Source organism: Micromonospora sp. NPDC049089 (assembly GCF_040648775.1).
In the GTDB taxonomy this organism is placed as follows: domain Bacteria; phylum Actinomycetota; class Actinomycetes; order Mycobacteriales; family Micromonosporaceae; genus Micromonospora.
In genome coordinates, this window is the sequence record NZ_JBEZEH010000013.1 from 33,915 (window position 1) to 58,544 (window position 24,630).

The following is a 24,630-nucleotide window of genomic DNA, read 5'->3' on the forward strand; positions in this document are numbered from 1 at the left end:
GGCTATGAACCGACCCAGCTTTGTCCCACACACAGCGTCGCGATCCATGACCCTTGACATGATCACGTGCGTGGATTTGCCGCCGACCCTGGGTTACTGAATGCGGTCACCCGCGCTCGCGAGCGAGCATCAGCGGACTGGATTCCAGGGACATCGGCATGACGCCAGGGTCGAGGTGGACATGCGCTCCGGGCGGAGCGGTCGGATCGGACAGCGCCAGACACCACCGGGCGAGATCCCGCAGCCCGGCCGAGTCGCCGAAGATCTCGACGGTGCCGTCGCGGACTTCAACGACGATGGATCCTCCTTCAGCCGGTGCGATAACACCTCGCTGGGAGTCGTAGCCAGGTACGGACAGCGTCACCTCATTCACCAATACAGTCTCACCGAGACCGGCCAGGAGGCGGCGTCCGCATCTGCCGCGAAGTGTTAACGGGCAGGTCAGTCGAACCAGTTGAACGGCAGGTCACCAAGCCGGGCCCGGACGGTGGTAGGTGACATCGCGGCGTTCTTCGTCGGTAAGCAGCCGGAGGGACCGATCCTCGATCGGCCGTGGGCCAAGGTCAAACGCTCCATGATCATGCGGTTGACGCCTAACTGGGTGAGCCCATCATCCGGGCGTGTCGACCTGCCACCCGTTCAGCCGGGCACCAGCGCCCGGCTGAACGGATTCGACGGCCGACCCGCGCCAACCACCCACGCACCTTGCCGTCGGCGTTGCTGCTAGGCGGCAGCAGATCGAAAGGCTAGTGACCTCGCCGCTCCGCGGGCGCAACCCCCGATCCCGCACACCTTTTTCACGTTTGCGCTCATGCCGCTGATCGTCCCGGGGATAGGCGGCGTGCCACCACGCAACGTAGTCCTCTTCACCGTTGCTCAGTATTCGGAACTGCCGAGATGAGTGTGAAAGGTGGTAGTCCGCGACGGCCTGCCAACGCAGCCAGGAAGATGCTTTATCTCCCTATCCATCGCCCCGGCTCGGCATGCGGGTCGGCAAGTTGAAAGCCGAAGGACGTTAGATCTGCTCCGAACCTTTCCCGAGCATTTCGAATCTCATTCAGCAGCCTGAGCCGCTTTCCGTCCGCACTATATGGAACCCTCAGCAGTTCGCTTTCGGCCGGGATTATAGATGGATGCGTTCTGTGGTTGCCGAGATCGAGTCGGTCCAAGATGTAGGCAAGCTCGGTTGAGGCTCCCCGATCCCGAGCAAGAAGTGAGCATATACGCAAAAAGATGCCAGCACGTGGTGTCGCTGAAAACATGGAATTCCCTGGCATTTGTACAAGCAAGCCCGCAGTGAGAAGTGTCTGTACGCGCGGCCTCAGGGTGGTTGGGTTGGCGCCAAGAGACCGTCCAAGTTCCGGAAAGTTGAAGAAGCCGTTGAGGGCAATGTGTTCAAGTGCCGCAAGCAGAAGCCCGCTTATGCTGGTCCCTTGCAGGAACAGCGAGACGTCTGCGGCCTGGAGTCGTCCGAACAGTATGTTCATGACGAGATCATCAAGGACTTGATTCCGTATCGCCCTGGCGACTGCGGTTCTTTCGCTGTCGATATCGGCGTCGAACGCCGGGTAGCGGAAGAGCCGCAGCAAGCCTACGCGGTCGGGGAGACTCCGGCGCGCCCTGTGGAGGAACTCTTGAATGCGCCCCTCATTACGCGCATCGTACGAATACAGGTAGACAGGCACATCCGTTGTTGACTCAAGAAGAAGGGAGGCTAGGTCTTTGTCGATTCCTGCCGCATGGTGTGTAAGTGTTTGCCCAATGACCTGACGGGCGTGATTGGCGGTCAGACAACAGGCAAAATCAAACGTGCCGCGATCCGCTTCTCCGTAGCCATACAACTCTGATCGAGATAGGTCGCGCGCAACGTCGATAAAGGTCTCAGTCACGAAATTATGCTCGTCTGACCGCGGCATTCTAATCCTTCATCATCTAGCCACACTTTGGCCATTAGTGTACCTCGGATGAGAAAGGAGCGAGCACTGGACATCGGGTCCGGAAAAACGCCGGCCGGATTGATATGGTGACGAAGTGGTGCGATGCAGGGACGCCCTCATTGCCGCTGCCTGTGGGGCACCAGGCAGTTTCTAGCCGGTCGGTTCGTGGTGCGTGACCAGCGCGATCTGCCCCACGCTGGTCAGTCTCTCTAGAGGTCGTTCAGCAGTGTCGTCAGGGTGGTGAAGCGGTAGCCGGAGCCGACAAAGGAGGCCGGTACCGGGCGGCGGGTGACGAACATGGCTTTGACCTCATACGAGGAGCCGGGTTCGGCGGGCGGTAGGCCCAGGGCCACGGCCACCTGCGCTGCATGCGGTTGCAGGTCGGCGAGTTTACGGTCGAGCTGCGCGGCGTAGGCCGGGCTTTTGCGGTGGCCGGTGTAGAAGGTGTCGAGGTGCCTGCGCACCTCCGGGGTGACGACGGTGTCGGCAGAGTCCTTGGCTTCGAGCAGCCACAGGGTGTACGAGCCGGGCCTGCCTGCCACCGCGTCGATCTCGGTGCTCAGTTCCGGGACGCCGAGTCGCTGCGGGTCGCTGGGCTTGATGCGTTCCCTCACGATGTAACCGGCGTCGGTAAGTAGGGCAGCGACATCGTGTTCGAGTTGGCGGTTACGCCGGTCGCGGTATTTGTCCAGAGCCTTATCGACGGGCGGTCGCGGTGGTGGCTGGGTCCACGGCAGCACTCCCTGCGAGAGGTAGTTGCCGTAGACGGCGAACACGGCGTAACACAGGTGCGGAGAGATCGTCAGGGCCCCGTCGGAGCCGGCTACGAGCGGCTGGGTGAGCAGGCGGTGCTGACGGCTGCGGGCGTGCCATGGTTTCCAGTCGGTGGCGTTCATGGTGGTGGTGCTGCTGGTGAGCAGGTCGACGGCGGCGCGGATGCGGTCCGGTCCGTCGGGCTGCTCGCCGAGCACGGTGGTGTCCAGCACGTGCTGGATCACGCTGCCGGTATCGGCGCGGGCGATGTGGTCGCCTTCGGTGGTCACCGGCCATTGCGTCAGCGCCAGCAGGGTAGTGAGCAGGTCGGTGCCGCTGGTGCCGTAGGCGCGCAGCATGGCGTCGTCGATGGTGGTCAGTACGGCGGCTTCCGCAGTGGCGGTGTCGTCGTCGGCGTCGCGCTTAGCGGGCCCGAGAAGATCGGTCAGGCGGGCGTGCCGGTAGGCGTCGGCGTCAAAGCGGTAGGTCGAGCTGGTGCCAGCACCGGTGGCGGCGGAGTCTATCGCGGTCCGAATCGCGAACGATTCGCTGATTGTCAGCGCGGTGGGGTTGAGCTGGTGGTGCACGAGTTCGCTGCGGTTGGTCGCTTGCAGGTAGGCGTGTGCGGCCGCGATGATCTCCATGTAGGCCAGCTTGTCCACCGGCGCTGATCCGCTCGGCTCGGTACGGAGGGCTGCCTCAACGACGGTTTCGCTGCAGCGGCGCAGCGTCAGATGGGTCCGGTCGATGTCTTCGGCGTGGGCGATGGGGTCCCAGGTTAGCGTCATGCGCCGGGCCCGCTGGATGTCCGCAGCTCTGCGGCGTTTGTCCGCGACGGCCCGGTCGAGCTGCCGCATACCCACCGCCACGACCTCATTGACGTCGTAGCGGGCCAGCAGGCGCGTGAGCGCTGTGAGCGCGGCCGGGGCCAGGACGTCACGGTCGAGTTTCTTGGCTTCGGCCCCGTGGTAGATGCCGGGTTGAACGCCGGCCGCGCGTACCGCTGCGGCAACCACCCGGTCCGCGGCGGAAACCAGCGCCTCATCGATCGGCCAGGGCGAAGCAAGCAGCTGCGCCGCAGCGCTCGTGTCTTCGTTGATGTCCACCTGGATGGTGGGGGCGATGGCCTGCCACGCCCGGGCAACAGCGTCACCCACGCTGAGGCTGAGCCCGGCGCCGATCATGACCTGACGCATCGCCGCCGCCATCATGTCACGGCCTGCGCCGCTGTCGGCGGCAGCGAGGTCGCCGAACGTCGCCCAGTCAACCACCAGCCGTGCGGTAACCACATCGGGCGCTGCACCATCGCCACGTCCGACTGAGGCGACCGCCAGGGTGTCCCCGGCGGGCTCGCCGGCCTCCGTCGGCTCAAGATCGATGACGTATCCGGTGACACCGGACCCGGCGTGTGCCTGCGCCCAGGTATCGGCGATGTGACCAATCGCGAACGCGAACGCTCCGGCGAGATCGTGCAGCAAATCGCGGGCGTTACCCTTCCAGTCCGGCTGCAGGCAGCGCAACGCCACCGGAACCGGGCCGGTATGCAGAGTCCACCCGACCGGTTCCAGAAAACGCTCGTCGGTGACCGGCCCCCACGCCTGATGGCAGAGGGCAGCCGTCGACCAGCCGTAAACCTGAAACGGGCCATCACCAGAGCCCGCAACACTTGCCCAGTCCCGCACCGGGGGCAGGTCGAGCACCGTCAGGGTCTGTTCGAGCGCCGCCCGGCCAGCGCTGCGCAACCATTCCTCGTCCGCTTGGTGCGGCGCCACCGAGATCAGCGTGGGCGCGACAGCGCCGGGATGCAGGGATTTACCGTTCGCCTGCCATGACTGCCAGATGTTGACGGCCTCGAACACGTGCAGCTGCGGACGCCGTGGGCTGGCCATTTCCCGGCAGAACAGAAACAAGTCCGTATCGTTGTCCATCGTTGACGCGGCCCAGAGCAGATCATCGAGCGACATGCTCGCCGCCTCTGGCAGCTGCCGCACGGCGATGTGCCCGGGCGAGGCGAAGACCAATAGCGGCACGATCTCCAAGCCGGCCTCCAGCCGGGCAGTACCGACGGCGAGCTCGATGCTGACCAGCCGGTCTGGGTAGCGTCGCGCGGTCCTGGCGGCGCGTACCGCTGCAGGCGCGCCCGGCACCCGCGGGGAGCGTCCGCTCAACGAGGTGAACAGCTGAACCGCGATCGCGCGGTTGTCACCGCAGCGTGCGATCCACTGCACCGCGTCTTTCGGGGACACGCACGGGCCGTCAGACAGATCCGGAGCCCCGTAAACAGCGTCGGAGAACGGGTGCAACGCGCGGCGCACCTGGTCAGCGGCCACCTGGGCAAACCGCATGTTGGCGTCGATGTCGTCGTGTGCGTAGGTACTGAGCTCGACCACCCCATAACCGGTGGCCTCGGGCAGCCAGGCTGGCGGAAGCCAGAAGGTGCGAGCCGGTGCCCCGCCCGTCTGCGGCAAATCGACGGCGAGGTGGCGGCCGAAGATGCTTTGCCGGTCGTTGAGGTCGAACGGCAGCACGCGGGGCGAGGCGGCTGTCGCCCACGAGGCAGCTGCCCGCATCTCAGGTGTCAGCCCCAACCGCGGCGGAATCGGCGTGTCCATCAACGTGGCGGCCGCCTCCAGCTCAACGGCTGTCACCCGTTCGGCGAGGTCGTCGCCCGCAGGCCACGATGGCGCCAGCATACCGATCACGTGATCGGTATAGCGCAACGCCAACTCGACGTAGTGGTTCACGCCGAAACCCAAGCGGGGAATCAGTACCCGGTCGACCGCCTCGGCGACCAGCGCCCACCGTGCGATATCCGCGACCGGGCGCTCCACCGAGCCGGGGAACAGGCGCACCAGCGTATGACCGGCACGAGCAAGCACCACCTCACGCGGATCCTGGGGAAGGAAGTCCTCCTGACCGCGGACCATCGGCTCGTCTCGGAGACAATCGCGCAGCAATGCCGGCAGCTCGTGCCCACTGACCGGGCGGCCTCCGGTACGGGCGCTGCGCAAGGTCATGTTCAGCAGCAGCGCCACCGACGGCCACCGGTGACGCACTGCCGGACTGGCCCCCGCCGCAGTTAGCAGACTGAGGAGACTGGCCTGGTCGCGCGCCGCTAACCGCCGACGCAGATCCAACGGTGGGCGCGCGCCCTTCTTGCCCTTGCCCACGGTTGCCCCCCTGTCCTGCACCGGAAACCGCCGACCATCTCCGGGGCGGAAGGATAGCCCTCGCCTCCGCCGAACACACGTCTTTTCACCCGTTCAGGAACACCGGCAATACGGAGCCAGTCGAGCGGCGCGACTACGGACACGGTCGGGGACGGGCCGACATGGGAACCGGACGTAGATTGCGGAGACACCGAACGCCAACGCCATCACCCCGACCCCGCGGGCCATGGAAGGCCGCCCATCAACGCTTCACCCGCTGGGCGGCCGATGGGACCTGGGCCCGTATGAAAGCACAGGTCATCGCACTGGCCGGCCTTGAGCGCAATGCGTGCGCAATCCCGCCGAAGCGTTTGCGATCCTCACGTGTCTTACCCTTCGCCCGCTCTACGATTTTCAAGGAGGACCTTGGTCAACCCCGTCGGCTTAACCTCGACGCCACCCACTTGGAGAACGACCGACGCCGTGGCGCGGCCGTCCCCGGTGCAGTCGCCACAGGTGTGGTTGACGATGTGCGGGTGGACCGTTTCGGGCACGATCGTCTCGCCGGTGTCGTCCGCCAGCAGCATCGCCCCAAGGATGATGTTGTCGTTCACAAGCTTGGCGATTTGTGCCGCGATCTCGTCGCCAGCCTCGCGCAAGTCCAGCAGCCTCTCTGTGAGCGCCTGTACTGCCTCGTCGCTCCGATCGATGTACCTTCCCGTCCGTGGATGCTGGAAGAGAGTGGCGGTCCCGCAACTGATGCAGCGGTTCAACGCGACTGCATGGGTCAGTTCATTGCGCTCATCGGCGGCGGTGAGCACTTCGAGCAACCACTCGCCGGCGCGGTCGGGCACTAGGCGCGGGTACCTCTCCTGAAACTTGAGTACCTGCTTCGCCGCTTGCTTCGTGGTGAGCCCAGAGTCTGGTGGCTTCGGCATCGAAGATAGGTGGCCGTAGTCGAGCATTCGGAGCATGTCGATCAGCAACTCGCTCAGCGCCGTATCCGCGAGCATGAGGTGGCCGAGGTCGCCCACCCAATCGCCTGCTTTCGCCATGCTGGCAAGGTACAACGCAGGTAGGACATTCGTCGTCGTGCGTCCCCGAGTTCGGCCAAACGTACTGACCTGCGTGTTTCGGGCGGCGGCCGGGATAACAGTTCGAGGTCGAACGGCCGCGTGGGGCAGGATGTGAGCGTGATCCTTCTGGTTCCCGCGAACCCTCTACGGCCGCGCCACCCAGACGAGCACTTCGCGGCGGAGGCACAGGCCGCCCGTGCTGCCGGGATCGATGTTGCGGTGGTCGACCACGACGCGTTGGCACGGGGCGGAGATGCGCGACGGGCGGTCGCATCGGTCTCGGGCAGCGGTATGGCCGTGTACCGCGGCTGGATGCTGCGGAGCGAGCGGTACGCCGCGTTCGCCGAGCTGCTCGCCGAACGCGGTGTGGTGTTGAGGACCGCCGCTGAGCACTACCGGCGGGCACACGAGCTGCCCGGCTGGTATGCCGCTCTGGCTGCGGTCACCCCGCCTTCGGCGTGGATCACGGGCTCGGACCGGGCGGACTTCGACCGCGCGCGGGTCGAACTGGGCGCGGGACCGGCGGTGCTGCGTGACTACAGCAAGTCGATGAAGCACTACTGGAATGAGGCGGCGTTCATCCCCGACTTGGAGGACGGCGCGGCTGCGTGGAACGTGGCCAGCCGGTTTCTAGAGCTGCGCGACGACGACTTCTTGGGCGGTTTCGTACTGCGGCGCTTCGAGCGGTTCACCTCCGCCGAAGTACGTACGTGGTGGGTCGACGGCGCGTGCGTCCTGATCGGACCGCATCCCGACAGCCCGCACGATCCCGCGCCGGCCGGGATCGACCTGGCCCCGGTCGCACCGATGATCGCCGGGCTCGGCCTGCCCTTCGTCACCGTCGACCTCGCTCTGCGCGCGGACGGCGTATGGCGTGTCATGGAACTGGGCGACGGGCAGGTGAGCGACCGACCAACCACCATCGAACCTTAAACGATGATCACGGCCCTGCTTGTCTAGGCCCGCTGAACGGCAGCACTGTGTGTCTGAACATCCGTTCATGCCGCTGACAAGGCGCGGCGATCGTGGACGTGCTTCCCCATCGACCGATGTGGCTGCGGGAGCCAGCGCTGGCGCCAAGCATGGGTACTGGGCCGGCATTTCACGGTCGGTCGGCGGTCGGCGGCCCGGTGCGGGCCCGGTTGGGGGAGCAGGTTGGGAGCAGCGGGGTGCCCTGAACGGCCTTGAACTGCGCCCAACGGCGTCGAACGGCGCTCAACTGCACCCACCCCTGCCTGCGGCTCTACGTTGCCGCAGCTCAGAGGGGATGCAGCGTCCTGGTTCACACCGAAGAGGTCGCTGGTTCGATACCAGCATCGCCCACTCTCAGTTCTGGCAGTTCAGAGGCCGCTTCCCGGGTTCGGGAGGTGGCCTTTTTGCTGCCTGTACAGCAGCCGGGGTGTGTGGCGCTGCCGGGAGGGGCGGTGAACGTGACGGACGTGTTGAGGGCCCAAGACCTCCGCCGGGTGTGCGGCGTGCTGCTGGACATGGTGGAGGAGCGGTTCGGCGCGGAGATCGATCTTTCGGGCGTCGGTGTCGATCTCTACTGGAACGTCGACCTGGAGACCGCGTTCGAGCTGAGAGACGTTCCGGAATCGGGGATCAACGTCGGGCAATGCAGTGACGACGTGGCAGAGCTACAGGCACTGCTGCGCCGTCCGGCAGACGACGTGCCGGTGCTCTGGCACGACCTGCAACACCTTGCCGGAGTCCTGCGGCTGCTGGCCTACCTCGACCTGCCAGCCGTCAACGCTAGCGAGAGCTGAAGGAGCACCAGCACGCCGTACGACCTCGGATGACTGCTTCGCGGGTCTTGCCGGAGACGTACTTCCGGGTGCGCCTGCCGTCCGGCTTGGTGACTCAGACGTACGCGGCGAAGCCGTTGCGGTAGGGGAAGATCGGGCCTTCGCCGTTGGCCAGGGTGCGTCCGGGCATCAGGCGGCCTCCTGCCGCTTGACCTGCTCGCGGATGTAGTCGTCGGCCTACTTCGGGAGGACGCGGCGCGTACTTGCCGTCCTTGATAGAGCGCAGCTCGCCGGTAGCGATCTTCATCTTGACCTTGGAGATGTCGAAGACGAGCAGGACGGCGACCTCGGCGGGGGAGTACCAGCGGGGGCGGAGGTCGTGGTTCGTGCGGCGGCCCCGGTGAGCCAGGCTTCGTGGGCACGTACTTCTCGACCGATGCGTCTGCTCTCGCGTTGCTGACTTGCGGCGGTGTCGGTGCCCATGGGCCGTCCGAGGTGCCAGCAGGCATCGATGAGGCGCGCGAAATGGTCTGGGACGCCCGCTGGTCGACACGGTGCAGGGTTCGAGGGGCCTGCTCTACGCTTCGGCCGTCAGTCCGAGGTCCGGATCTGCTCCAGGTAGGTCAGAGGCTCCCGGCGGAACTCCATGAGCTCCCGCAGCGCGTCCTTCTCCGCCGTGGTGATCACGACGTCCTCCTCCGACAGGGCGCCGACGAGCTCCGGGATCGCCAGGTCCCAGGCCCCGGCGCTGGCGGCGGTCAGGACGATCGGCCGGTACTTCGGGCTGATCCTGGGTGCGAGCTGGTCGGTGATCTGGTGGCTGCGCCGGTAGAAATCGTTGACTTCCATGGGTCTCCCGTGGGTTCGGTGGCTAGGCCTTCGGGTTGGTGGTGACGCCCTCGCCGCTGAGCGGGAAGCCGCCGGAGATGCTGCCGTCCTTGTCCAGGGTAACGCCGAAGGTGATGCCGTCGCGGGTGCCGGTGACGAGCCAGCCGTCGCCGTGGGAACGTTGCTGAGGGCGGCTGTCGGGGTTGGCGGCGATGCTCTTGAACCAGCCCTCGACCTGCTCCTTGGTGGTGCCGGGCGGGAAGAGCGTCTTGCCGGGCTCGGTGGACGAGGGCTTGTGGTTGCCACTGCCCATGCCGTCGCCGTCCCAGATCTTGTCCATCGCCCCGTCGCCCATCTCACCGAAGCGTTTCATGTCGTACCTGGCGTCGGCGAACTCGGGGTCGTCCCAGGGGTTGGTCCTCTTGGGTACCTCGGGCTCGGATGTGTCGGCGTCCTTCGGGCGGCCCTCCCCGGCGCGCTTGATGCCGTGCTGCTGGGCTGGTCCCACGCGCTTGGGCATCATTCCCGGGTTGAACTTGGGACGGTTGGGGCCATCGCCGCCACCGCCGTGCGGTGGGGTGGGGCCTGAGGGGTGCTTGTGGAGAGCCGCCACAGCGAACAGGACCACCAGGACGGCGGTGGTCCGCAGAGCCGCCATGAGTTGTCGCATCAAGGGCCGCCTAGACGTCGAGGAGTGCGCGAAGGGCGGAGAGGCTGGCGATCAGGCCCATCAGCCAGCCGAAGATGCGGCCGGTCCAGCGGACGACGGCGACCGCGAGCTGGGAGGCGACCAGCGGTGTGGCGAAGCCGAGAGAGAAGACCACCTCGGCCAGCCACACCACGACCTTGGCGATGCAGTCGGCGATGAAGGCCCGCACGACCTCGCGCACTATCTGCACCACGGTTCCCGCGCCACGGGTCGCGGCACCCATGCCGGCGGCCGTGCCTGCGAAGATCCCGGCGACGTCGATGTTGATGGTCAGGATGTCGCGGTAGGCGTCGGCGGCGGTGCCCTGCCATCCGTCGAGGTCGCCGACCAGCCGCGCCTTGAGGTCCTCGGCGATGGAGAACAGCTCATTTGCCATGTTGTCCCAGGTCATGGCGTGCGTCTCGATGGTCTGGGGATCACCGGCGAGCCAGTCGAGTGCCTGCTTCAGTGGCTCGACCTGCTCGATGGCCCACTCGATGCCCATCGACAGGAGCGTGCTGAACGGGTCGATGGCGATGGCCGCCCCGTCGAGAGCGGCGCCCAAGCCCGCGATTGAGCCGTCGATCCAGCTGCCGGAGTCGATGGCGTCCTTGATGCCCATGTAGTCGTCGGCAAGCGGCAGGCCGGTCCAGCCGTCGCGGTGCGCGGCGCTGGTCGAGGGGATGTCGGAGGTCGTGGCGACCAGTGGGTTGGTCATGAGAGGGCGCCGGGCCGGCTCAGGTCGCGGAGTGGAAGGAGTTGAAGCCGTCGGTGGTCGACTCCTCGGTCCGCTCGTAGGCGTCGGCGGTTTTCTTGATTCCCGCGGCGAGCAGCGCGATGTTCTCGGCGAGCATGTCTACGCCCTTGTCCTGGTCCCGGTGGCGTCCTTCCAGGATGGGCGGTAAGAACTGGCAGAGCTGCCCGTAGGCATCGTCGGCCTGGAAGATGGTGCCGCTCGCGGCCTTGACGGCGGCGAAGCGGTCGTGGATGGCCAACATGGCCGTGGCGTGCGCGCGCAGCGCCTCGACGTCGACCTCGAATCCCCCGTGCATCAGTAACGCCCCTCTTCGTCCTCGGTGTCGGCGGTCCGGAATCCGGCCAGCAGGGCCCGGCCGGTCGCCGAGTCGGCGCCGACCGTCTCCCGCACGACCTCGGCGGCGGCCTCGGCGAGCTTGACCCGCGCGTTGCGATAGGCGCCCATGATCGCCTGCTGCGTCTGCTCCAGGCTCATGCGCTGCACCCGCGCGGAGAGCCGGACGTCGGCCATCGCCCCCGTGGAGTCGACGGTGACCTCGACGATCCCGTGGGCGTCGGTGGCCGCGACCCGCAGCGCGCGCAAGCCGGCAGCGGCGGCCTGCGTGTTGGCGGCCCGACGCACGGCATTGGCCTGCCATGCCTCCAGGCGTTCCCGCGCATCCTCGGCGTCCAACAGCGGATTAGCCATCGCGCCTCCGTTTCCGTTGCCGAGCAGGGGATTTAGAGGCGTCAGTGTAGCCACGGCCCGCCACACCAGGTTGCCGAGCGAATGCGGCGTGATCTGATCGATTTGGATCTCAGCGATGTGGATGCTGATGATCGTCTCTTTTGGACCTGCTCGACCTGGCGGCGGTCAAGGAACTGGGTCGACGGTTCCGTCGGCGACCGTCAGCCGGTGTGTGGGGCCCGTTCCGAGGCCAGGATGGTGGCGCTGAGTTCGTTCACGAATGCCGGGACGTCGATGGCGCTGCCGTGATCGGTGTCTTGGCCGGAGTTGTACCACCAGTCGCGTGCCCAGATGATGAGGTGTGCCCACCGGGGGCGGGCGCTGACGGTCTCGTCGGCGGCTTGCCGTTTGGACAGTTGCCTGTCGTTCTGGAGGCGTTGGAAGGCGCGGCAGAGGGTGAGCACCGCGTAGGCCTGGGCTCCGGGGGTGGTCATGTGGGTCACCCAGGTCGGCCAGTCGCGGACGTGGTCCAGCAGAGCCGAGCGGACGAGGTCGGGGTCGACGGCGGGTAGCAGTGTGTCGGCTGGGGGTCCCAGCAGTCTGCGGCCGTGGTCGCGGACCGCAGCCCAGGTCACGACGCGGTGGGTGGTGGCGGGTAGCAGGTGCAGCGATTCACCGGGGCTGACCCGGGCAATGACATGGTCGCGGCCGACGCGGCCGTGCGCCGCGTCGCGCGCGGCAGCCAGTGACATGTACTCCACCTCGATCCTGCCGGCCCACTGCGGGTGTCGCCGGTCAAGGTTCGCGTGCAGTCTGGCGAGCAAGTCGAGGAGGTTCTCGTCCGGGTCGGCGTCGAGCACTGCGAGTAGATCAAGGTCACTGCGGTCCGGAGCGAAGTCGCCGACTACCAGCGAGCCGTGCAGGTAAAGGCCCAGAAGCCTGCCGGCCAGCGCAGGACTCCACGCATCACGAAGATCGGACAGGACTGTCTCCGCTGGTGCCACCCGGTCATCCTGCGCTGCCGCCCGCCGGCCACGCCACCGGGTAAACACAGGCAGCCGCTGACACGATCCGCGCCGTGGGTACGCGCGGGCAACTTCAGTCCAGATCCTCGCATCGGACACCGGCGCTGACTATCTCCCCGCTGCGAACGAGTGCTCGGATAGCCGTGTTCTGTTTGGTACGCCCGGTTCCGGCACGATCAGCTGGTCAATGCCCCAGAAGTAACTGCCGCCTTCACCGGTCTCCTTCCAGGTCGCCAGCAGGGGGCGGACCTCGTCGACGGTGAAGATTGTCAGCGCCCAACTGGAGCCGTCAGGGAGGTCGACGTGGGTGAAGGCGGCTGGTGCGCATAGATGGACGGTGGTGCTACGGCGCGCCGAGGTCAACCAGTCCGCCGATTCTCGCGACGATGCCGTCTGCGGTGTGTGTCGCGCTGGCGAAGACCGACGATGGGCTCTGGTGCGTGTCGCCCTGGTGGATTTCGATCGCGCTGTTGCCGTATGTGTCGAGCAAATGAGCGACGAGGCAGCCGACACTGTTGGCGTTCGCGATGTCCTCGTCGACGCCGATCGCTGGGGCGAACATCCGGGCTGCGCCCGTTCTTGCGCTCGGGGGCAGCGCGTAGGTGAAGCAGCCGAGATACCCAAGTAGCCGACACTCGGTTGCCAGCCGATCGAAGTCGGGCTGCATGGACAGCAGTGTGCGGCGATCCCGGACGGCAACGAGGAGTCGTGGCATGCCGGGCGAGGCGACCCGTAGGTCGGCGGCGATGTCTGCCCGTTGCAGGCCGAGGGCCGCGATGATGCCACCGCCAGTCGCGTCGGCATGGTCCGACAAGGCGATGACGCCCTGGTCGAACCAGACCTCAATGCCGTCATGGCGCCGGACGGCGGTCGTGGCGAAGGTGCGTCCTCCGCTGCGCTGGCGGCCGTGGTGCTCCGTGGCGCCGCTGCGGTCCAGCAGGACGGCCTGCGCGGCGATGGTGCCGTGCCCGCAGTTCGGGAGCTCCCCGGTGCTGGTGAAGAACCGCACCCTGGGTGCGTCCGCTGTGGTGGTGTCGATGAACGCGGTGTGGGAGGTGCCGGCCCTCAGGGCGATCGCGTGCCGTTCGTCGTCGATGAGCATGGCATCGTCGATCACGACTGTGGTGGGGCTACCGCCTTCCCCGTAGCGGGTGCAGGCGTTCACCACCGCCACTGGTGGGATGCGAGCCATGACCAGACTCCGATGCTTCGGATTCAGAAGCACGGTAGCGATTTCGCTTCCGAAGCGCCAGGGCAGGCGTTTCGCGGGTTCAGGCCTTGTCGTCCACGCTCAACGTCGAGGCCCATGCGTCGGACCAGCGAACGAGCGGGCGCAATGCCTGGTAGGCGCCGCGGCCGAGGTCGGTGAGCGCATAGGCCGTGTCCGCCTGCTGAGCGACGAGGTGGGCGTCGATCAGTTCGGTCAGCCGCTGCCGCAGAACGCTGGATGACATGTTGTCGCAGCGCTGCTGGAGCGCGCGGAAGCCGACCGGCCCATGCTGCAACTCCCAGATGATGCGCAGGTTCCAGCGACGCCCGAACAGGTCGAGGGCGGCCATGAGGGGTCGTCCGGTACTCGATCCGCGTACCGGCTTGCCCGGCCTGGGTGCCGTCATCGCCTGCGCCGCCCCTCTTGATGCTTCGATATTCGATACAGTACCGTCCGATGTACTGATTCGATTTCCGAAGCGATCGGGGCTGCTTCGTGAGGCGATTGCGCACTGCCTTGTGTGACCGGTTGGGCATCGATCTGCCAATCATTCAGGCGCCAGTGGGTTCCGCGGCGGTACCGGAACTGGCGGCGGCGGTGTCCGAGGCAGGTGGTCTTGGCATGCTGGCGTTGACGTGGCAGACCCCCGATCAGGCACGGCGGAGCATCCGGCGTACCCGGGAGCTCACCACCCGGCCGTTCGGGGCAAACCTGGTTCTCGACTTCCCGGTGGACGATCTGCTCACCGTGTGCCTGGAGGAGAAGCTGGGGATCATTTCCACCTTCTGGGGCGACCCGTCGCCGGTGCACGGCCGGATTCACCGGGCCGGCGCGCTGCACCTGCACACGATCGGCGACATCGCCGAGGCCGTGCAGGCTGTGACGGCGGGGGTGGACGTCGTCGTGGCCCAAGGCTGGGAGGCGGGCGGTCACGTCCGCGGCGGTACGACCACGATGTCCCTGGTGCCGGCGATCGTCGACGCGGTCGGGCCGGTGCGGGTGGTGGCTGCGGGAGGAATCGCGGACGGGCGTGGCGTCGCGGCGGTGCTCGCGCTCGGCGCCCAGGGCGCCATGTTGGGCACCCGCTTCCTGGCCGCTGCCGAAGCCGCCACCCACGAGGTGTACCGGCAGCGCCTGATCGCGGCCACCGGAGCGGACACCGTACACACCCTCTGCTTCGACGGCGGATGGCCGAACGCCACGCACCGCGCGCTACGCAACACGACCCTTCAGCGTTGGCAGGCGGCCGGCTCGCCGCCCGCCCCACTGCGGCCCGGCGAGGATGATGTCGTCGCCATCGACGCGTCTGGCAAGAGCCGACCTCGATACGAGGACCTGATTCCGTTGCCCGGGATGACCGGCGACCTGTCAGCCATGGCCCTGTACACGGGCCAGTCCGTGAGCCTCGTCCACGACGTCCTGCCCGCTGCCCGCCTGCTTCACGACATCGCCGGTCAGGCCGCCGCCACCGTCGACCTGCTGCAGAGCCAGGCGACGTGATGTCCATTCCATCTGCGGTGTTGTTCGATGTCGACGGCGTGCTGGTCGACTCCTATCCGGCATACCGGCGGATCTGGAGTCGATGGGCGACGCTGCGCCACCTCGACCCGGACCTGGTCTGGTCCCATACCCACGGCCGCCGGCCCGTCGACACCATCGCGGTGGTGGCCCCGCACCTCGACGTTGACGCCGAGTACCGGCTCGTTCGAGAAATCATGGCCGCCGAAGGCGACGCCTTCCCCGTCTACCCCGACGCCGCCGCCGTGTTGAGCCTGCTCGATGGTTACCCGTGGGGTGTGGTCACGTCGGGTCGAACTCCGACCGTGAAGCGGCGGCTGCGCGCTGGCGGCCTGCCGGATCCTCCCGTCCTGGTCGACAGCAGCCAGGTCCGGCGCGGCAAGCCGAGCCCCGAGGGCTATCTGCGCGCGGCGCATCTTCTCGACACCCCAGCAGCGAACTGCCTTGTGATCGAGGACGCTCCCGCCGGAATCGAAGCAGCCCGGCTCGCTGGCATGACGGTCGTCGCCGTCCGCACCACACACCCTGCCGACGAACTGACCGGCGCTCACCACCGTGTCGACACCCTCGGGGACACGATCCCCCTCCTCGCGGACTGGCTGAACGGGCCTCGACCATGAACGAGGCGACCGGACAGATCGATCTGGTGGTCCTCGGGCAGGTCCAGGCGGCTACGTCAGACCGGCTGTCGCTGGTTATGGAAGTCGTTGGCCCAGCGACAGAAGGGTCCTCGCGCTGTGCCGAACCGCAGGCAGCCTGCCCGCTACCATCCACGCGTGACACGAGCCCGTCGATGGATGCGGTGGATCTTTCTCGTCAGTGGTGCGGTCTTTCTGGCGACGGGCGGGTACTGGCTCTTCACCACAACCCGGGCTCAGGCCAACGGGCAGGCGGGTTGGACCGGTGGGTTCATCGCGGTAGCTGGGTTGGCGTTCGGGATGGCCCAGGTTGTTCTCGGCGCCTTGGCGCTGCGCCGACAGCAGCCGGCCCGCGGCGTAGCGTCGACCGTGGCACCCCTGGGAACACCAGGGATGATCTCGCTTGCCGTGCCGGAGCCGGCCGCATTCACGCGGGGCCGTGACGAACTGGTCGGCGAGCTCGCCAGGCTCAATCGCGGGTGGTACCAGCCGGCGGCGCGGGTACGGGTGCTGCACGGCATGGGCGGTGCGGGCAAGAGCACTGTGGCTCAGCTGGTGGCCAGGCGATTCGCCGATCGTAAGGGAAAGGTCTGGTGGGTCTCGGCGGCGAACGCCACCGCCCTGCAGACCGGCATGCGGCAGCTCGTCGCCGATCTCGGCGCCTCCGATCACGACATTCAGCGAGCCTGGTCCGGGCTCACCGGCGCTCCGGATCTGCTCTGGAGGCTCCTGTCCGCCGTGCCCGGACGCTGGCTGCTGGTCATCGACAACGCCGACGACATCCGGTTGCTGGGACTGGACGGTGAGCCGGTCACGTCCGCTCGGGGGTGGGTCCGGCCGGTACCGAATAGTCGGGGCTTTGTACTGATTACAACTCGCGACGGCGACCCCGAGGTGTGGAACTCCACCTGGTGCCGAATGCACCCGATCCCGATGCTGTCCGCCACCGACGGTGCGGCTGTACTGCTCGAACATGCCGGGAAGCGCGCGGGTGGCGTACGGGAGGCCGTCGCGCTGTCGCAGCGTCTCGGCGGCCTGCCGCTGGCTCTCGGTCTGGCCGGCCGAGCCCTGGCCGACGCACAGCAATTGCGGCTACCCGGCATCGCGACCACCTTCGCGGCCTATCAGGCCGCGATCGATCAGCTCGGCGGGTCCACCATCGGCGAGGCCGTCAGCCGTACCTGGGAAATGTCGCTGGACATGCTCGACAGTCGTGGCCTGCCTGAAGCCCGGTCGCTGATGTGGCTCCTCGCAACCTTCGCCGACGCGCCGATTCCGACCGGGCTGCTGGGATCACCGTTGAATCCCCGCGATACGCAGGAGTCGCTGCGCGCCCTGGCCACACTTGGCCTGATCACAGTCGAGGATGGCGAGCAGGACGCGGCGAGCCTGCGCATTCATCCGCTCATCCGCGCCGCCGCTGATCCGGTGGCTCAGTTGAGCCTGGCGGTCACACTGCTGGCCGGATTCGCCGACGGCGACCCGGACGATTCCGGGCAGTGGCCACAGTGGCAGGCCGCTGCCCCGCATGCCATCCACCTGCTGAACCAGGCAGCCCGCACCACCGACACCGACCTGATCATCCGTGCCGCTCGCATTGCCGAAGACGCCGCCCGTCACCTCAATGCCACCGGGCTGTACGCCGTAGCCCTCGACCACCTGAGCGCCCTGCGGTCGATCCGGGAACGGGAGCAGGGCGCACACCATCCCGACACCCTCACCATCCGGTACCGCCTGGCGTACACAACCGGATTCGCCGGCGATCCGGTGGCCGCCCGCGATCAGTTCGCCGCGCTGCTGTCCGCTCAGGAACGGGCGCTGGGCGCCGACCACCCGGACACCCTCGACACCCGCAACCAGCTGGCCCGCTGGACCGGAGAGACCGGCGACATCGTGGCGGCCCGTGATCAGTACGCGGCACTGCTGCCCGTCCAGAGGCGCATCCTCGGCCCAGAACATCCGGCCACCCTCGCGTCGTGGCAGGGGCTCGCCCAATGGACTGGCTGGGCCGGCGACGCAGCCGCTGCCCGCGATCAGTTCGCCGCGCTGCTACCGGTCCGGGAACTTGTACTGGGCGACGAACACCCGGACACGCTGGCCACCCGGCATCGGCTGGCCCAGTGGACCGGCTGGTCGGGCGACGCCAAGGCGGCCCGCGACCTGCTCATCGGCGTCGCCGACAGTTTCCGCCGGACACTCGGTGCGGAGCACCCGGATTGCCTGCACGCCCAACATCACCTGGCGCGCTGGATCGGATACGCGGGCGATGCCGCCGCTGCTCGCGATCAATTTGCCGCGCTGCTGCCCATCCGCGAGCACGTCCTGGGCCCGGAACATCCCAACACCCTGGCCACCCGCCATGGTCTCGCCCTCTGGATCGGTGCCGCCGGCGACGCCGCCGCCGCAAGAGATATGTTCGCCGCGCTCGTCCCCGTCCGCGAACACGTTCAAGGTCCAAAACACCCGGACACGCTGGGCAGCCGGCACGAACTTGCCTCTTGGACGGGGAAAGCGGGCGACGCCGAGGGCGCCCGTGCGCAATTCGCCGCGCTGCTGCCGGTTCGCGAACGGGTGCTGGGCCCCGACCATCCCGACACCACCGACACCCGCCGCAGACTGATCGAGCTTCTGGACGGAACCACCAGGCCCACCCCGAACGGTGGTCGCGGGAGCGACGTCTCAATGACTGACTGAATGACAAGCGTCGCAACCGTGGTGGACGTCCGTGGACGTCAGACGATGTGGGGCGGGGCTCCCGCGCTACGACAACCAACACCACGAGCGATGCCACCAGAGTCGTCGTGCTACCGGCTATCGCGACGAGCAGGATCGGCGGCGGACGGGAGCGGGCGGCACTTGACCTCAATAGGAGCATCGGGATGGCCGGCGGCGAGTCGCATCACCGGCAGGCGTTGGGGGTACGTGCTGTCGATGCGCTTACATCCTGGTGAGGTCGAAGCCGTTGGCTGGCAGGTTGTGACCGTGTTCGACGCCGTCCGGCAGTTACGCGACGCGTCACCTGACGTCAGCGGGCGTCCGCGCGTGATCGCCATCGACGGCCGGGGTGGTGCAGGCAAGACGACCCTGGCTGGGAGGCTGCGTCAGGCGGAACCCAACTCGGCCACCGTGCACACCGACGACGTGGCCTGGAACCACGCCTATTTCGACTGGGGCGCGGTACTCACCGAGAACATCCTGCGACCCCTGCACCGGGGGGAACCGGTGGACTTCCGTCCCGACGCCTGGATCAGTCACGATCGAGCCGGATCGATCACCGTCCCCGCCGACGTCGACTTCGTCTGGGTCGAGGGCACCGGCATCATCCGGGAGGAAGTGGCCCCGTGGCTGGACGCCTCGATATACCTACAAGGCGATCTTGATGAACAGGAGCGCCTGTTGGTCGATCGCGACGGCGACTCTTCCGAACAGCGAGAACACGTGGCGAGTTGGCTGCGGGAGGAACTGCCCTTCATGCTGCGAGAACAGCCGTGGCTCCGAGCCACCCTGATCGTCGCGGGCCCTTCGCCGGTTGATCACGACCCGGACATCGAACTGGTCGCAGCTCGACCGCCGAGCCTCTAGAACCTGAGGGCCGCAGCAGTGCCAGTTCGCAGATCAGGTGAGCCATTGGGCTGGTCGGCGGCGATGTGTCGAGGGCGACTGCGTTGGCTGGCGCCGGCTGGGCACGGGCGTGTTCGTCATCTGTGGTCACAACAGCGAGCGCGGTGGCATCTACCCCTCAGTTCCATGATTCAGAGGCCGTAACCCGGGATCGCAGGCGGTCGACGGCGGTGACGGCCTCAGTAGGATGCTGAAATGTCTCGGCCGGTGATCTTCGACCTCTTCCATACCCTGGTGCACGGTGCCGATGACGAGCGTGACCGGGTCGTTGGCGAGATGGCGCTCGTGGTCGGGGTGGCGCCGGCCGCGCTGGTCGCCGCCTATCACGCCACCTGGCGTGACCGGCTGGTCCGGTGGGACGTGGAGGAGACCGTCCGCATTCTTGCCGGACGCCTCGGCGGCACGCCAACCGACGAACAGGTGGAACGGGCCGGTGAACATCGCCGTGCCCTCGCGCGCCGGGTGTTGGGCGCTGTCTCGACCGCCACCCTGGACGTGCTCGACGTGCTGCGCGACGGCGGGCATCCACTGGCCCTCATCAGCAACGCCACCTCCGAGACCGCCGAGGCATGGCCGCAGAGCCCGCTCGCCCGCCGCTTCGACGTCGCGGTCTTCTCGTGCGAAGTCGGGCTTGCCAAGCCCGACCCGGCGATCTACCGCATCGCCGCTGAGCGCCTGGGCGTCGCGCCGGCTGAGTGCGTCTTCGTCGGTGACGGCGCGGACGGCGAACTGGCCGGCGCGGCAGCGGTCGGCATGACCGTGCTTCGTACGACTGAGCACAACGACACCGACCCGAGCTGGGGCGGACGTGCGTTCGCCAGCCTTGGCGACCTGCCGACCCTGCTGTGCGAGTCGACCGTGCTGTCTTCCGCTTCGACGCCTGACGGTTGGTCCGGGTGACCACCTCAGAGAGTGAGACGCCCCCGCCGACCGAAGCCAGCGGGGACGCACCGTTGGCAGCCGGATGAGGCTACTGCTCGGCGCCGACGAGGCTGGGCGAGTCGCCCTCTCCCGACACCTTCGCACTCACCAGTGAGGTGAGCACCGACAGCACCGCCGCACCGGACGCGATCCCGCCGGCCGCTGCCCAGTCCGCCTGCCAGGCGTTGAACACGACGTCAGCGCCCCAGTAGAGCAGCAGACCCTGCGCGGCGCTCTTCACCGCCCGCTCGGCGGTGGCCTTCCAGAACTTTGTGGTGAACATGTTGATACCTCCAGGGGTACGTTCAACGGACGGTCCATATGTCAAGAATGCCTGGTCAGAGGCGGTTAGTGCTTGCCGCGCTGCCCGGGCCGCCAGCGGGTACGGCACCGGCAGCGGCCAGAACGCGATCTGGCAGGTCGAATACGCGACCAGCAGGCAGACACGGGCGATCACCGTCTGCTTGCTGGCAGATAGGCATGACCGTCCACGGCCCGGTCATGCCTATCTGGAACTGCGGTGGCTGCGGCCTGCCCTGGCCCTGCCTGACCCGGAAGAGCGAGATGCGAGCGGAGTATGCGGATGCTCCCGTGTCGCTGGCTCTCTACCTGGGGTCCTACCTCGTTCAGGCTATCGAGGGCATGCCCTGGACACCGGCCTGCGTGCTGCACCGCCGGTTCCTCGGAAGGACCAGGGAGGCCGACCAAGCCGTGCCAGCAACACAGCAGCCAAATACAGCAACGGCGCCAGCCGAACCGAGCCACCAAGCCGTTGACCTTGCAGCAAGCCCGACCCGGCCTCCTCGCGGAGAATGCACTCCGACGAGGGGCGGTAGCTTTGTGCTTGGGTGCGGATGGGGCCGCGAGAAGGGCGCTCACCGCTGCCAGTTGTAGGGCGTCGTCGTCGACACCTTGACCAGACCGGAGCGTTCGAGGATCGGGCATGAGTACTCGGTCGAGTCGCTGTTCATGAGTGTCTTGCCCATGTCGAGGGCTGAGCGGGCCCGCGCTGCGGTCAACGCGCGGTAGATCCCACGGCCACGCCACTCCTCACGGGTCGCGCCGCCCCAGATGCCGGCGAAGTCGGTCCCGTGCACCGGCTCCAACCGCCCCGCACTGACGATCCGTCCGCCAGCCCCGGCGACCCACAACTCCATGCCGTCATTGCGGGCCAGGCGGCGCAGGAGGGCGTCCGCCATGTCGTCGCTCACCGGTGTCGGGTGACCGAGACCGCGCTCGGCGTCTCGGCGCTGCGGCAGCGGGGCCAGAGGTGCAACTGGCTTTCGAACCAATCCACGACCCTGGCCTGCCGCGCTCCCTGCCGCGATCAGTGCTAGGGCAGGTTACTTACGCACCTTGAGGTGCCTACTTCCTGATAGAGAGCAACCCTGTCATCGTGGAGAAGCACCCGGTCAGGTAGCAGGATCACCTGGCTTTACGAGAACGGAGCTATGACATGTCGAATGCTTCTCTGCCTGGAGGTAGATGGAAGCTGGGGGACTCGACGGTGACCCGGTTCGGTTACGGCGCCATGCAACTGGCCGGCCCCTGGGTCATGGGACCCCCCGCCGACCATGCCGGCGCTGTGGCTGTACTGCGCGAGGTGGTCGAGCTCGGCATCACCCACATCGACACCAGCGGCGCCTACGGACCGCGAGTGACCAACGAGCTGATCCGAGAGGCGCTGCAGCCCTACCCGGAGGGGCTGTTCATCGCCACCAAGGTCGGAGCTGTCCGCGATACTCAGGGCGGTTGGCCCGTCGCCCGGCGGCCCGAAGACCTCCGTAAGCAGGTCCACGAGGACCTCGAGGTCCTCGGTGTCGAGACCCTCGACCTGGTGAACATGCGTATGGGTAATGCCGAAGGTCCCCAGCCCGGATCGCTGGCCGAGGCGTTCGGCACCCTCGTCGAACTGCAGCAGGAAGGCCTGATCCGTCACCTGGGCGTCAGCAACGTCACCGCCGAACAGGTCGCCGAGGCGCAGGCCATCGCGCCGATCGTGGGCGTGCAGAACATGTACAACCTCACTCACCGCTACGATGACAAGCTCATCGACCGGCTCGCGGCCGAGAACATCGCGTACGTGCCCTTCTTTCCGCTGGGCGGCTTCTCACCGCTGCAGTCCGAGGCGCTCTCAGCGGTGGCGGCGCGGCTGCAGAGCACGCCCATGTCCGTCGCGCTTGCCTGGCTGCTGCAGAGATCGCCCAACATTCTCCTGATCGCGGGCACCTCGAAGGTCGCCCACCTGCGGGACAACGTCGCGGGCGCGGGCCTTTCCCTGTCCGCCGAGGACCTCGCCGAACTGGATCGGATTGGCCGATGAAGAAGATGCGTCTCTGGCTAACCACCGTCGCGACCGCAATCGCCCTCGCCGCCGGGATAAACGCCTCAGCTCCCTCGCCTGCCGCGGCCCACGCGGGCGACCCGCGCCACAGCTCCATGAGCGTGCGCGTGGCCGTCGGCGTCGACGGGCTGTCCTCGGCGACCATCCACGCCCCCCGCGTCGACGCCGTACTCATCAAGAGCGCGGCACACAACCTGGCAATGCATGGCAATGCCGCGCAGACCACCGACCTCATCAACCAATGGGCGGCAGCCCACTCCTGAACACTGACTGTGCGGATGAGTGGCGCACCGCATCGGCGGGGCCCGCTCATCCGCACACAGCTGCGAGGCGGAGTAGTCCTGTGACCAAGCCCACTGGCACCTGACCGATGCCTGGTCCACCATGAGAGCGCAACTTCCCGGGAGAGAGCAGGCACTACAAGGGGACGTAACATGCCCCGAGGTTCGAGGAGGGCATGATGGCAACGCCGACAGCGGCCCAGCAGCGGAACCAAAACAAGAGCAATTACAACGCCTTCCTAGCCGCTTGCCCGAGCCACAAGATGTTGGAACGCATCTCCGGCAAATGGGTCACGCTGATCCTCTCCGCACTCGGCAGCGGCCCCGACTGCACCGGTGAGCCCACCCCCATGCGCTACTCGGAGCTGTCGCGCCTACTGGCCGGCGTCAGCCAGAAAATGCTTACCCAGACCCTGCGCTCCCTGGAACGCGACGGTCTCGTCAGCCGCACCGTGACACCGACCGTGCCCGTCACTGTCAGCTACGAGCTGACCGAGCTGGGCCTCTCCCTGCACCAGATGATGCGCGGCCTCAAGATCTGGGCCGAACTGCACATCGACGAAGTCGCCACCAATCGCGCCGAGTACGACCACGCCACTCCCGGGAACTGAACAGGGAAGCGCGGCGGGCAGCCGAGCCCCTGCGGGTCCACGTCGCCGACGTCCCGGGCCAACGTACCGGTGAGCGTCTCCACCGAGCCCTTCACGTGGCGGCGGGTAGCCGGGTAGGACCGCGAGCACCGCGCACGGCCGCCCGGCGGCACCCTGCTGATCGTCGGGCACCTGCATACCTCACAACCCACCGGCCACGGCCATCCCGCCGAGGCGACTGTCGCCCTTGCCGACATCACCCAACGCGCCAAGGAGAAGCGACCGGCTGAGGTATCGCACGGTGAAGGCTATCCGGCATGTCTTTGACGTAGAAACGGTCGCCCGACGACGACGCCAACGCCGGAAGCGTTCGCTGCCGTTCACCGTCGGGACTGTCAGAATGTGTCGACGGAGCCGGTGCGCGGACGCGGGGAGAATTCATGAGTGACTGGAACGACAAGATCATCGCTGAGTTTCGTGCCAACGGTGGGCAGGTCGGGGGTCAGTTCGCCGGCGCTCCGCTGCTGCTGTTGCACACGGTCGGTGCCAAGAGCGGCCAGCCTCGCCTGAGCCCGATGATGTACCAGACGGTGGACGGCGGCTATGCCGTGTTCGCCTCCAAGGGCGGCGCGCCCAGCAATCCGGACTGGTACTACAACCTGCTGGCCAACCCGAAGGTCCAAGCGGAGATCGGTACGGACAAGGTCGAGCTGGTCGCCAGAGTTGCCGCCGGGGACGAGCGGGAACGGATCTGGAGCGCACAGAAGGTCGCGTATCCGGGCTTCGCCGACTATGAGCGGAAGACCGGCTGGTCAGGTCGGGGGGCGGTCGGCATCGGGCACACGTCCTCGCGGCGGGGGTGCTGGGCGTCGCCGAGCCTAGG

Annotated in this window: 25 protein-coding genes and 3 pseudogenes; 13 read left to right on the forward strand and 15 right to left on the reverse strand. The window is 67.3% G+C overall.

Going from position 1 to position 24,630, the window contains the following annotated elements; translation table 11 throughout:
• Positions 1-106 precede the first annotated feature (106 nt).
• The 4 genes from AB0B48_RS04485 to AB0B48_RS04500 all read right to left on the reverse strand — a co-directional run bounded on the left by AB0B48_RS04485 (position 107) and on the right by AB0B48_RS04500 (position 6,894).
• A complete protein-coding gene (locus AB0B48_RS04485) occupies positions 107-373 on the reverse strand; it encodes a hypothetical protein (RefSeq protein ID WP_357195781.1) in 267 nt (88 codons plus the stop codon).
• Positions 374-953: 580 nt separating this feature from the next.
• Positions 954-1,889, reverse strand: a complete 936-nt coding sequence (locus AB0B48_RS04490; protein ID WP_357195784.1) for a hypothetical protein — start codon at positions 1,887-1,889, stop codon at positions 954-956.
• 257 nt (positions 1,890-2,146) lie between these two features.
• Positions 2,147-5,725 carry a hypothetical protein gene (locus tag AB0B48_RS04495; protein ID WP_357195787.1) on the reverse strand — a complete coding sequence of 1,193 codons (3,579 nt, stop codon included), beginning with the start codon at positions 5,723-5,725 and terminating at the stop codon, positions 2,147-2,149.
• Between the two features lie 503 nt (positions 5,726-6,228).
• On the reverse strand, positions 6,229-6,894 hold the full coding sequence (locus AB0B48_RS04500) for a hypothetical protein (protein ID WP_357195790.1): 666 nt from the start codon (positions 6,892-6,894) through the stop codon (positions 6,229-6,231).
• Positions 6,895-7,032: 138 nt separating this feature from the next.
• Between AB0B48_RS04500 and AB0B48_RS04505 the strand changes: the two genes are divergently transcribed.
• Both AB0B48_RS04505 and AB0B48_RS04510 read left to right on the forward strand, forming a co-directional pair.
• Positions 7,033-7,848, forward strand: coding sequence for an ATP-grasp domain-containing protein (locus AB0B48_RS04505; protein ID WP_357195793.1), 816 nt, complete (start codon positions 7,033-7,035; stop codon positions 7,846-7,848).
• A gap of 491 nt (positions 7,849-8,339) precedes the next feature.
• Positions 8,340-8,681 carry a hypothetical protein gene (locus AB0B48_RS04510; RefSeq protein ID WP_357195796.1) on the forward strand — a complete coding sequence of 114 codons (342 nt, stop codon included), beginning with the start codon at positions 8,340-8,342 and terminating at the stop codon, positions 8,679-8,681.
• A gap of 216 nt (positions 8,682-8,897) precedes the next feature.
• Here the strand turns inward: AB0B48_RS04510 and AB0B48_RS04515 are convergent.
• The 9 genes and pseudogenes from AB0B48_RS04515 to AB0B48_RS04555 form a co-directional block, all read right to left on the reverse strand.
• Positions 8,898-9,069: pseudogene (locus AB0B48_RS04515) on the reverse strand (DNA-binding protein).
• Positions 9,070-9,251: 182 nt separating this feature from the next.
• On the reverse strand, positions 9,252-9,509 hold the full coding sequence (locus tag AB0B48_RS04520; RefSeq protein ID WP_357195799.1) for a hypothetical protein: 258 nt from the start codon (positions 9,507-9,509) through the stop codon (positions 9,252-9,254).
• Between the two features lie 22 nt (positions 9,510-9,531).
• The gene (locus AB0B48_RS04525; RefSeq protein WP_357195802.1) at positions 9,532-10,158 is read right to left on the reverse strand and encodes an EndoU domain-containing protein; all 627 of its coding nucleotides are present in this window, start codon (positions 10,156-10,158) and stop codon (positions 9,532-9,534) included.
• Positions 10,159-10,168: 10 nt separating this feature from the next.
• On the reverse strand, positions 10,169-10,894 hold the full coding sequence (locus AB0B48_RS04530; RefSeq protein WP_357195805.1) for a hypothetical protein: 726 nt from the start codon (positions 10,892-10,894) through the stop codon (positions 10,169-10,171).
• Positions 10,895-10,913: 19 nt separating this feature from the next.
• Complete coding sequence (locus tag AB0B48_RS04535) at positions 10,914-11,228, reverse strand: type VII secretion target (RefSeq protein WP_112585136.1); 315 nt, start codon at positions 11,226-11,228, stop codon at positions 10,914-10,916.
• Positions 11,228-11,620 (reverse strand): YbaB/EbfC family nucleoid-associated protein, encoded by a 393-nt coding sequence (locus tag AB0B48_RS04540; protein ID WP_357195809.1) that lies wholly within the window; start codon positions 11,618-11,620, stop codon positions 11,228-11,230. Before AB0B48_RS04540 ends, AB0B48_RS04535 begins: the two co-directional genes overlap by 1 nt.
• Before the next feature lie 200 nt (positions 11,621-11,820).
• Entirely contained in the window at positions 11,821-12,603 is a 783-nt protein-coding gene (locus tag AB0B48_RS04545) for an aminoglycoside adenylyltransferase domain-containing protein (protein ID WP_357195812.1), read from the reverse strand.
• A 364-nt stretch (positions 12,604-12,967) separates the two neighbouring features.
• A complete protein-coding gene (locus AB0B48_RS04550; protein ID WP_357195815.1) occupies positions 12,968-13,816 on the reverse strand; it encodes a PhzF family phenazine biosynthesis isomerase in 849 nt (282 codons plus the stop codon).
• Positions 13,817-13,895: 79 nt separating this feature from the next.
• The gene (locus tag AB0B48_RS04555) at positions 13,896-14,183 is read right to left on the reverse strand and encodes a helix-turn-helix domain-containing protein (protein ID WP_357195816.1); all 288 of its coding nucleotides are present in this window, start codon (positions 14,181-14,183) and stop codon (positions 13,896-13,898) included.
• 146 nt (positions 14,184-14,329) lie between these two features.
• Between AB0B48_RS04555 and AB0B48_RS04560 the strand changes: the two genes are divergently transcribed.
• The 6 genes from AB0B48_RS04560 to AB0B48_RS04585 all read left to right on the forward strand — a co-directional run bounded on the left by AB0B48_RS04560 (position 14,330) and on the right by AB0B48_RS04585 (position 20,511).
• On the forward strand, positions 14,330-15,334 hold the full coding sequence (locus AB0B48_RS04560) for a nitronate monooxygenase (RefSeq protein ID WP_357195819.1): 1,005 nt from the start codon (positions 14,330-14,332) through the stop codon (positions 15,332-15,334).
• On the forward strand, positions 15,334-15,972 hold the full coding sequence (locus AB0B48_RS04565; protein ID WP_357195822.1) for an HAD-IA family hydrolase: 639 nt from the start codon (positions 15,334-15,336) through the stop codon (positions 15,970-15,972). The genes AB0B48_RS04560 and AB0B48_RS04565 overlap by 1 nt, the downstream gene beginning before the upstream one ends.
• 306 nt (positions 15,973-16,278) lie before the next feature.
• On the forward strand, positions 16,279-18,684 hold the full coding sequence (locus tag AB0B48_RS04570) for a tetratricopeptide repeat protein (RefSeq protein ID WP_357195825.1): 2,406 nt from the start codon (positions 16,279-16,281) through the stop codon (positions 18,682-18,684).
• A gap of 282 nt (positions 18,685-18,966) precedes the next feature.
• On the forward strand, positions 18,967-19,572 hold the full coding sequence (locus AB0B48_RS04575) for a hypothetical protein (RefSeq protein ID WP_357195828.1): 606 nt from the start codon (positions 18,967-18,969) through the stop codon (positions 19,570-19,572).
• A 37-nt stretch (positions 19,573-19,609) separates the two neighbouring features.
• Positions 19,610-19,741, forward strand: coding sequence for a DUF6196 family protein (locus tag AB0B48_RS04580; protein WP_357195830.1), 132 nt, complete (start codon positions 19,610-19,612; stop codon positions 19,739-19,741).
• Positions 19,742-19,806: 65 nt separating this feature from the next.
• Complete coding sequence (locus tag AB0B48_RS04585) at positions 19,807-20,511, forward strand: HAD-IA family hydrolase (protein WP_357195833.1); 705 nt, start codon at positions 19,807-19,809, stop codon at positions 20,509-20,511.
• A 70-nt stretch (positions 20,512-20,581) separates the two neighbouring features.
• Here the strand turns inward: AB0B48_RS04585 and AB0B48_RS04590 are convergent, their stop codons facing one another.
• A complete protein-coding gene (locus AB0B48_RS04590; RefSeq protein ID WP_088990712.1) occupies positions 20,582-20,815 on the reverse strand; it encodes a holin in 234 nt (77 codons plus the stop codon).
• A 197-nt stretch (positions 20,816-21,012) separates the two neighbouring features.
• Here AB0B48_RS04590 and AB0B48_RS04595 point away from each other — a divergent pair.
• Positions 21,013-21,291 (forward strand): annotated as a pseudogene (locus AB0B48_RS04595) (hypothetical protein); the annotation flags it as partial.
• Between the two features lie 116 nt (positions 21,292-21,407).
• On the opposite strand, the gene AB0B48_RS04600 reads toward AB0B48_RS04595, so the two are convergent.
• On the reverse strand, positions 21,408-21,743 hold the full coding sequence (locus AB0B48_RS04600; protein WP_357195836.1) for a GNAT family N-acetyltransferase: 336 nt from the start codon (positions 21,741-21,743) through the stop codon (positions 21,408-21,410).
• Positions 21,744-21,988: 245 nt separating this feature from the next.
• Between AB0B48_RS04600 and AB0B48_RS04605 the strand changes: the two genes are divergently transcribed.
• The 4 genes and pseudogenes from AB0B48_RS04605 to AB0B48_RS04620 all read left to right on the forward strand — a co-directional run.
• Complete coding sequence (locus AB0B48_RS04605) at positions 21,989-22,855, forward strand: oxidoreductase (RefSeq protein WP_357195839.1); 867 nt, start codon at positions 21,989-21,991, stop codon at positions 22,853-22,855.
• Positions 22,852-23,139, forward strand: coding sequence for a hypothetical protein (locus tag AB0B48_RS04610; RefSeq protein ID WP_357195841.1), 288 nt, complete (start codon positions 22,852-22,854; stop codon positions 23,137-23,139). Before AB0B48_RS04605 ends, AB0B48_RS04610 begins: the two co-directional genes overlap by 4 nt.
• Positions 23,140-23,336: 197 nt before the next feature.
• The gene (locus AB0B48_RS04615) at positions 23,337-23,768 is read left to right on the forward strand and encodes a helix-turn-helix domain-containing protein (protein ID WP_357195844.1); all 432 of its coding nucleotides are present in this window, start codon (positions 23,337-23,339) and stop codon (positions 23,766-23,768) included.
• A 419-nt stretch (positions 23,769-24,187) separates the two neighbouring features.
• Positions 24,188-24,553: pseudogene (locus AB0B48_RS04620) on the forward strand (nitroreductase family deazaflavin-dependent oxidoreductase); the annotation flags it as partial.
• Positions 24,554-24,630: the final 77 nt, after the last annotated feature.

What these genes read in the sequence shown, in the direction of transcription:
- AB0B48_RS04540 (WP_357195809.1), bottom strand. Translation starts at nt 11,620, where the DNA reads ATGGCTAATCCGCTGTTGGACGCCGAGGATGCGCGGGAACGCCTGGAG.
- AB0B48_RS04605 (WP_357195839.1), top strand. Translation starts at nt 21,989, where the DNA reads ATGTCGAATGCTTCTCTGCCTGGAGGTAGATGGAAGCTGGGGGACTCG.
- AB0B48_RS04535 (WP_112585136.1), bottom strand. Translation starts at nt 11,228, where the DNA reads ATGCACGGGGGATTCGAGGTCGACGTCGAGGCGCTGCGCGCGCACGCC.
- AB0B48_RS04565 (WP_357195822.1), top strand. Translation starts at nt 15,334, where the DNA reads ATGTCCATTCCATCTGCGGTGTTGTTCGATGTCGACGGCGTGCTGGTC.
- AB0B48_RS04550 (WP_357195815.1), bottom strand. Translation starts at nt 13,816, where the DNA reads ATGGCTCGCATCCCACCAGTGGCGGTGGTGAACGCCTGCACCCGCTAC.
- AB0B48_RS04500 (WP_357195790.1), bottom strand. Translation starts at nt 6,894, where the DNA reads ATGGCGAAAGCAGGCGATTGGGTGGGCGACCTCGGCCACCTCATGCTC.
- AB0B48_RS04525 (WP_357195802.1), bottom strand. Translation starts at nt 10,158, where the DNA reads ATGCGACAACTCATGGCGGCTCTGCGGACCACCGCCGTCCTGGTGGTC.
- AB0B48_RS04590 (WP_088990712.1), bottom strand. Translation starts at nt 20,815, where the DNA reads ATGTTCACCACAAAGTTCTGGAAGGCCACCGCCGAGCGGGCGGTGAAG.
- AB0B48_RS04610 (WP_357195841.1), top strand. Translation starts at nt 22,852, where the DNA reads ATGAAGAAGATGCGTCTCTGGCTAACCACCGTCGCGACCGCAATCGCC.
- AB0B48_RS04530 (WP_357195805.1), bottom strand. Translation starts at nt 10,894, where the DNA reads ATGACCAACCCACTGGTCGCCACGACCTCCGACATCCCCTCGACCAGC.
- AB0B48_RS04520 (WP_357195799.1), bottom strand. Translation starts at nt 9,509, where the DNA reads ATGGAAGTCAACGATTTCTACCGGCGCAGCCACCAGATCACCGACCAG.
- AB0B48_RS04555 (WP_357195816.1), bottom strand. Translation starts at nt 14,183, where the DNA reads ATGGCCGCCCTCGACCTGTTCGGGCGTCGCTGGAACCTGCGCATCATC.
- AB0B48_RS04615 (WP_357195844.1), top strand. Translation starts at nt 23,337, where the DNA reads ATGGCAACGCCGACAGCGGCCCAGCAGCGGAACCAAAACAAGAGCAAT.
- AB0B48_RS04585 (WP_357195833.1), top strand. Translation starts at nt 19,807, where the DNA reads ATGTCTCGGCCGGTGATCTTCGACCTCTTCCATACCCTGGTGCACGGT.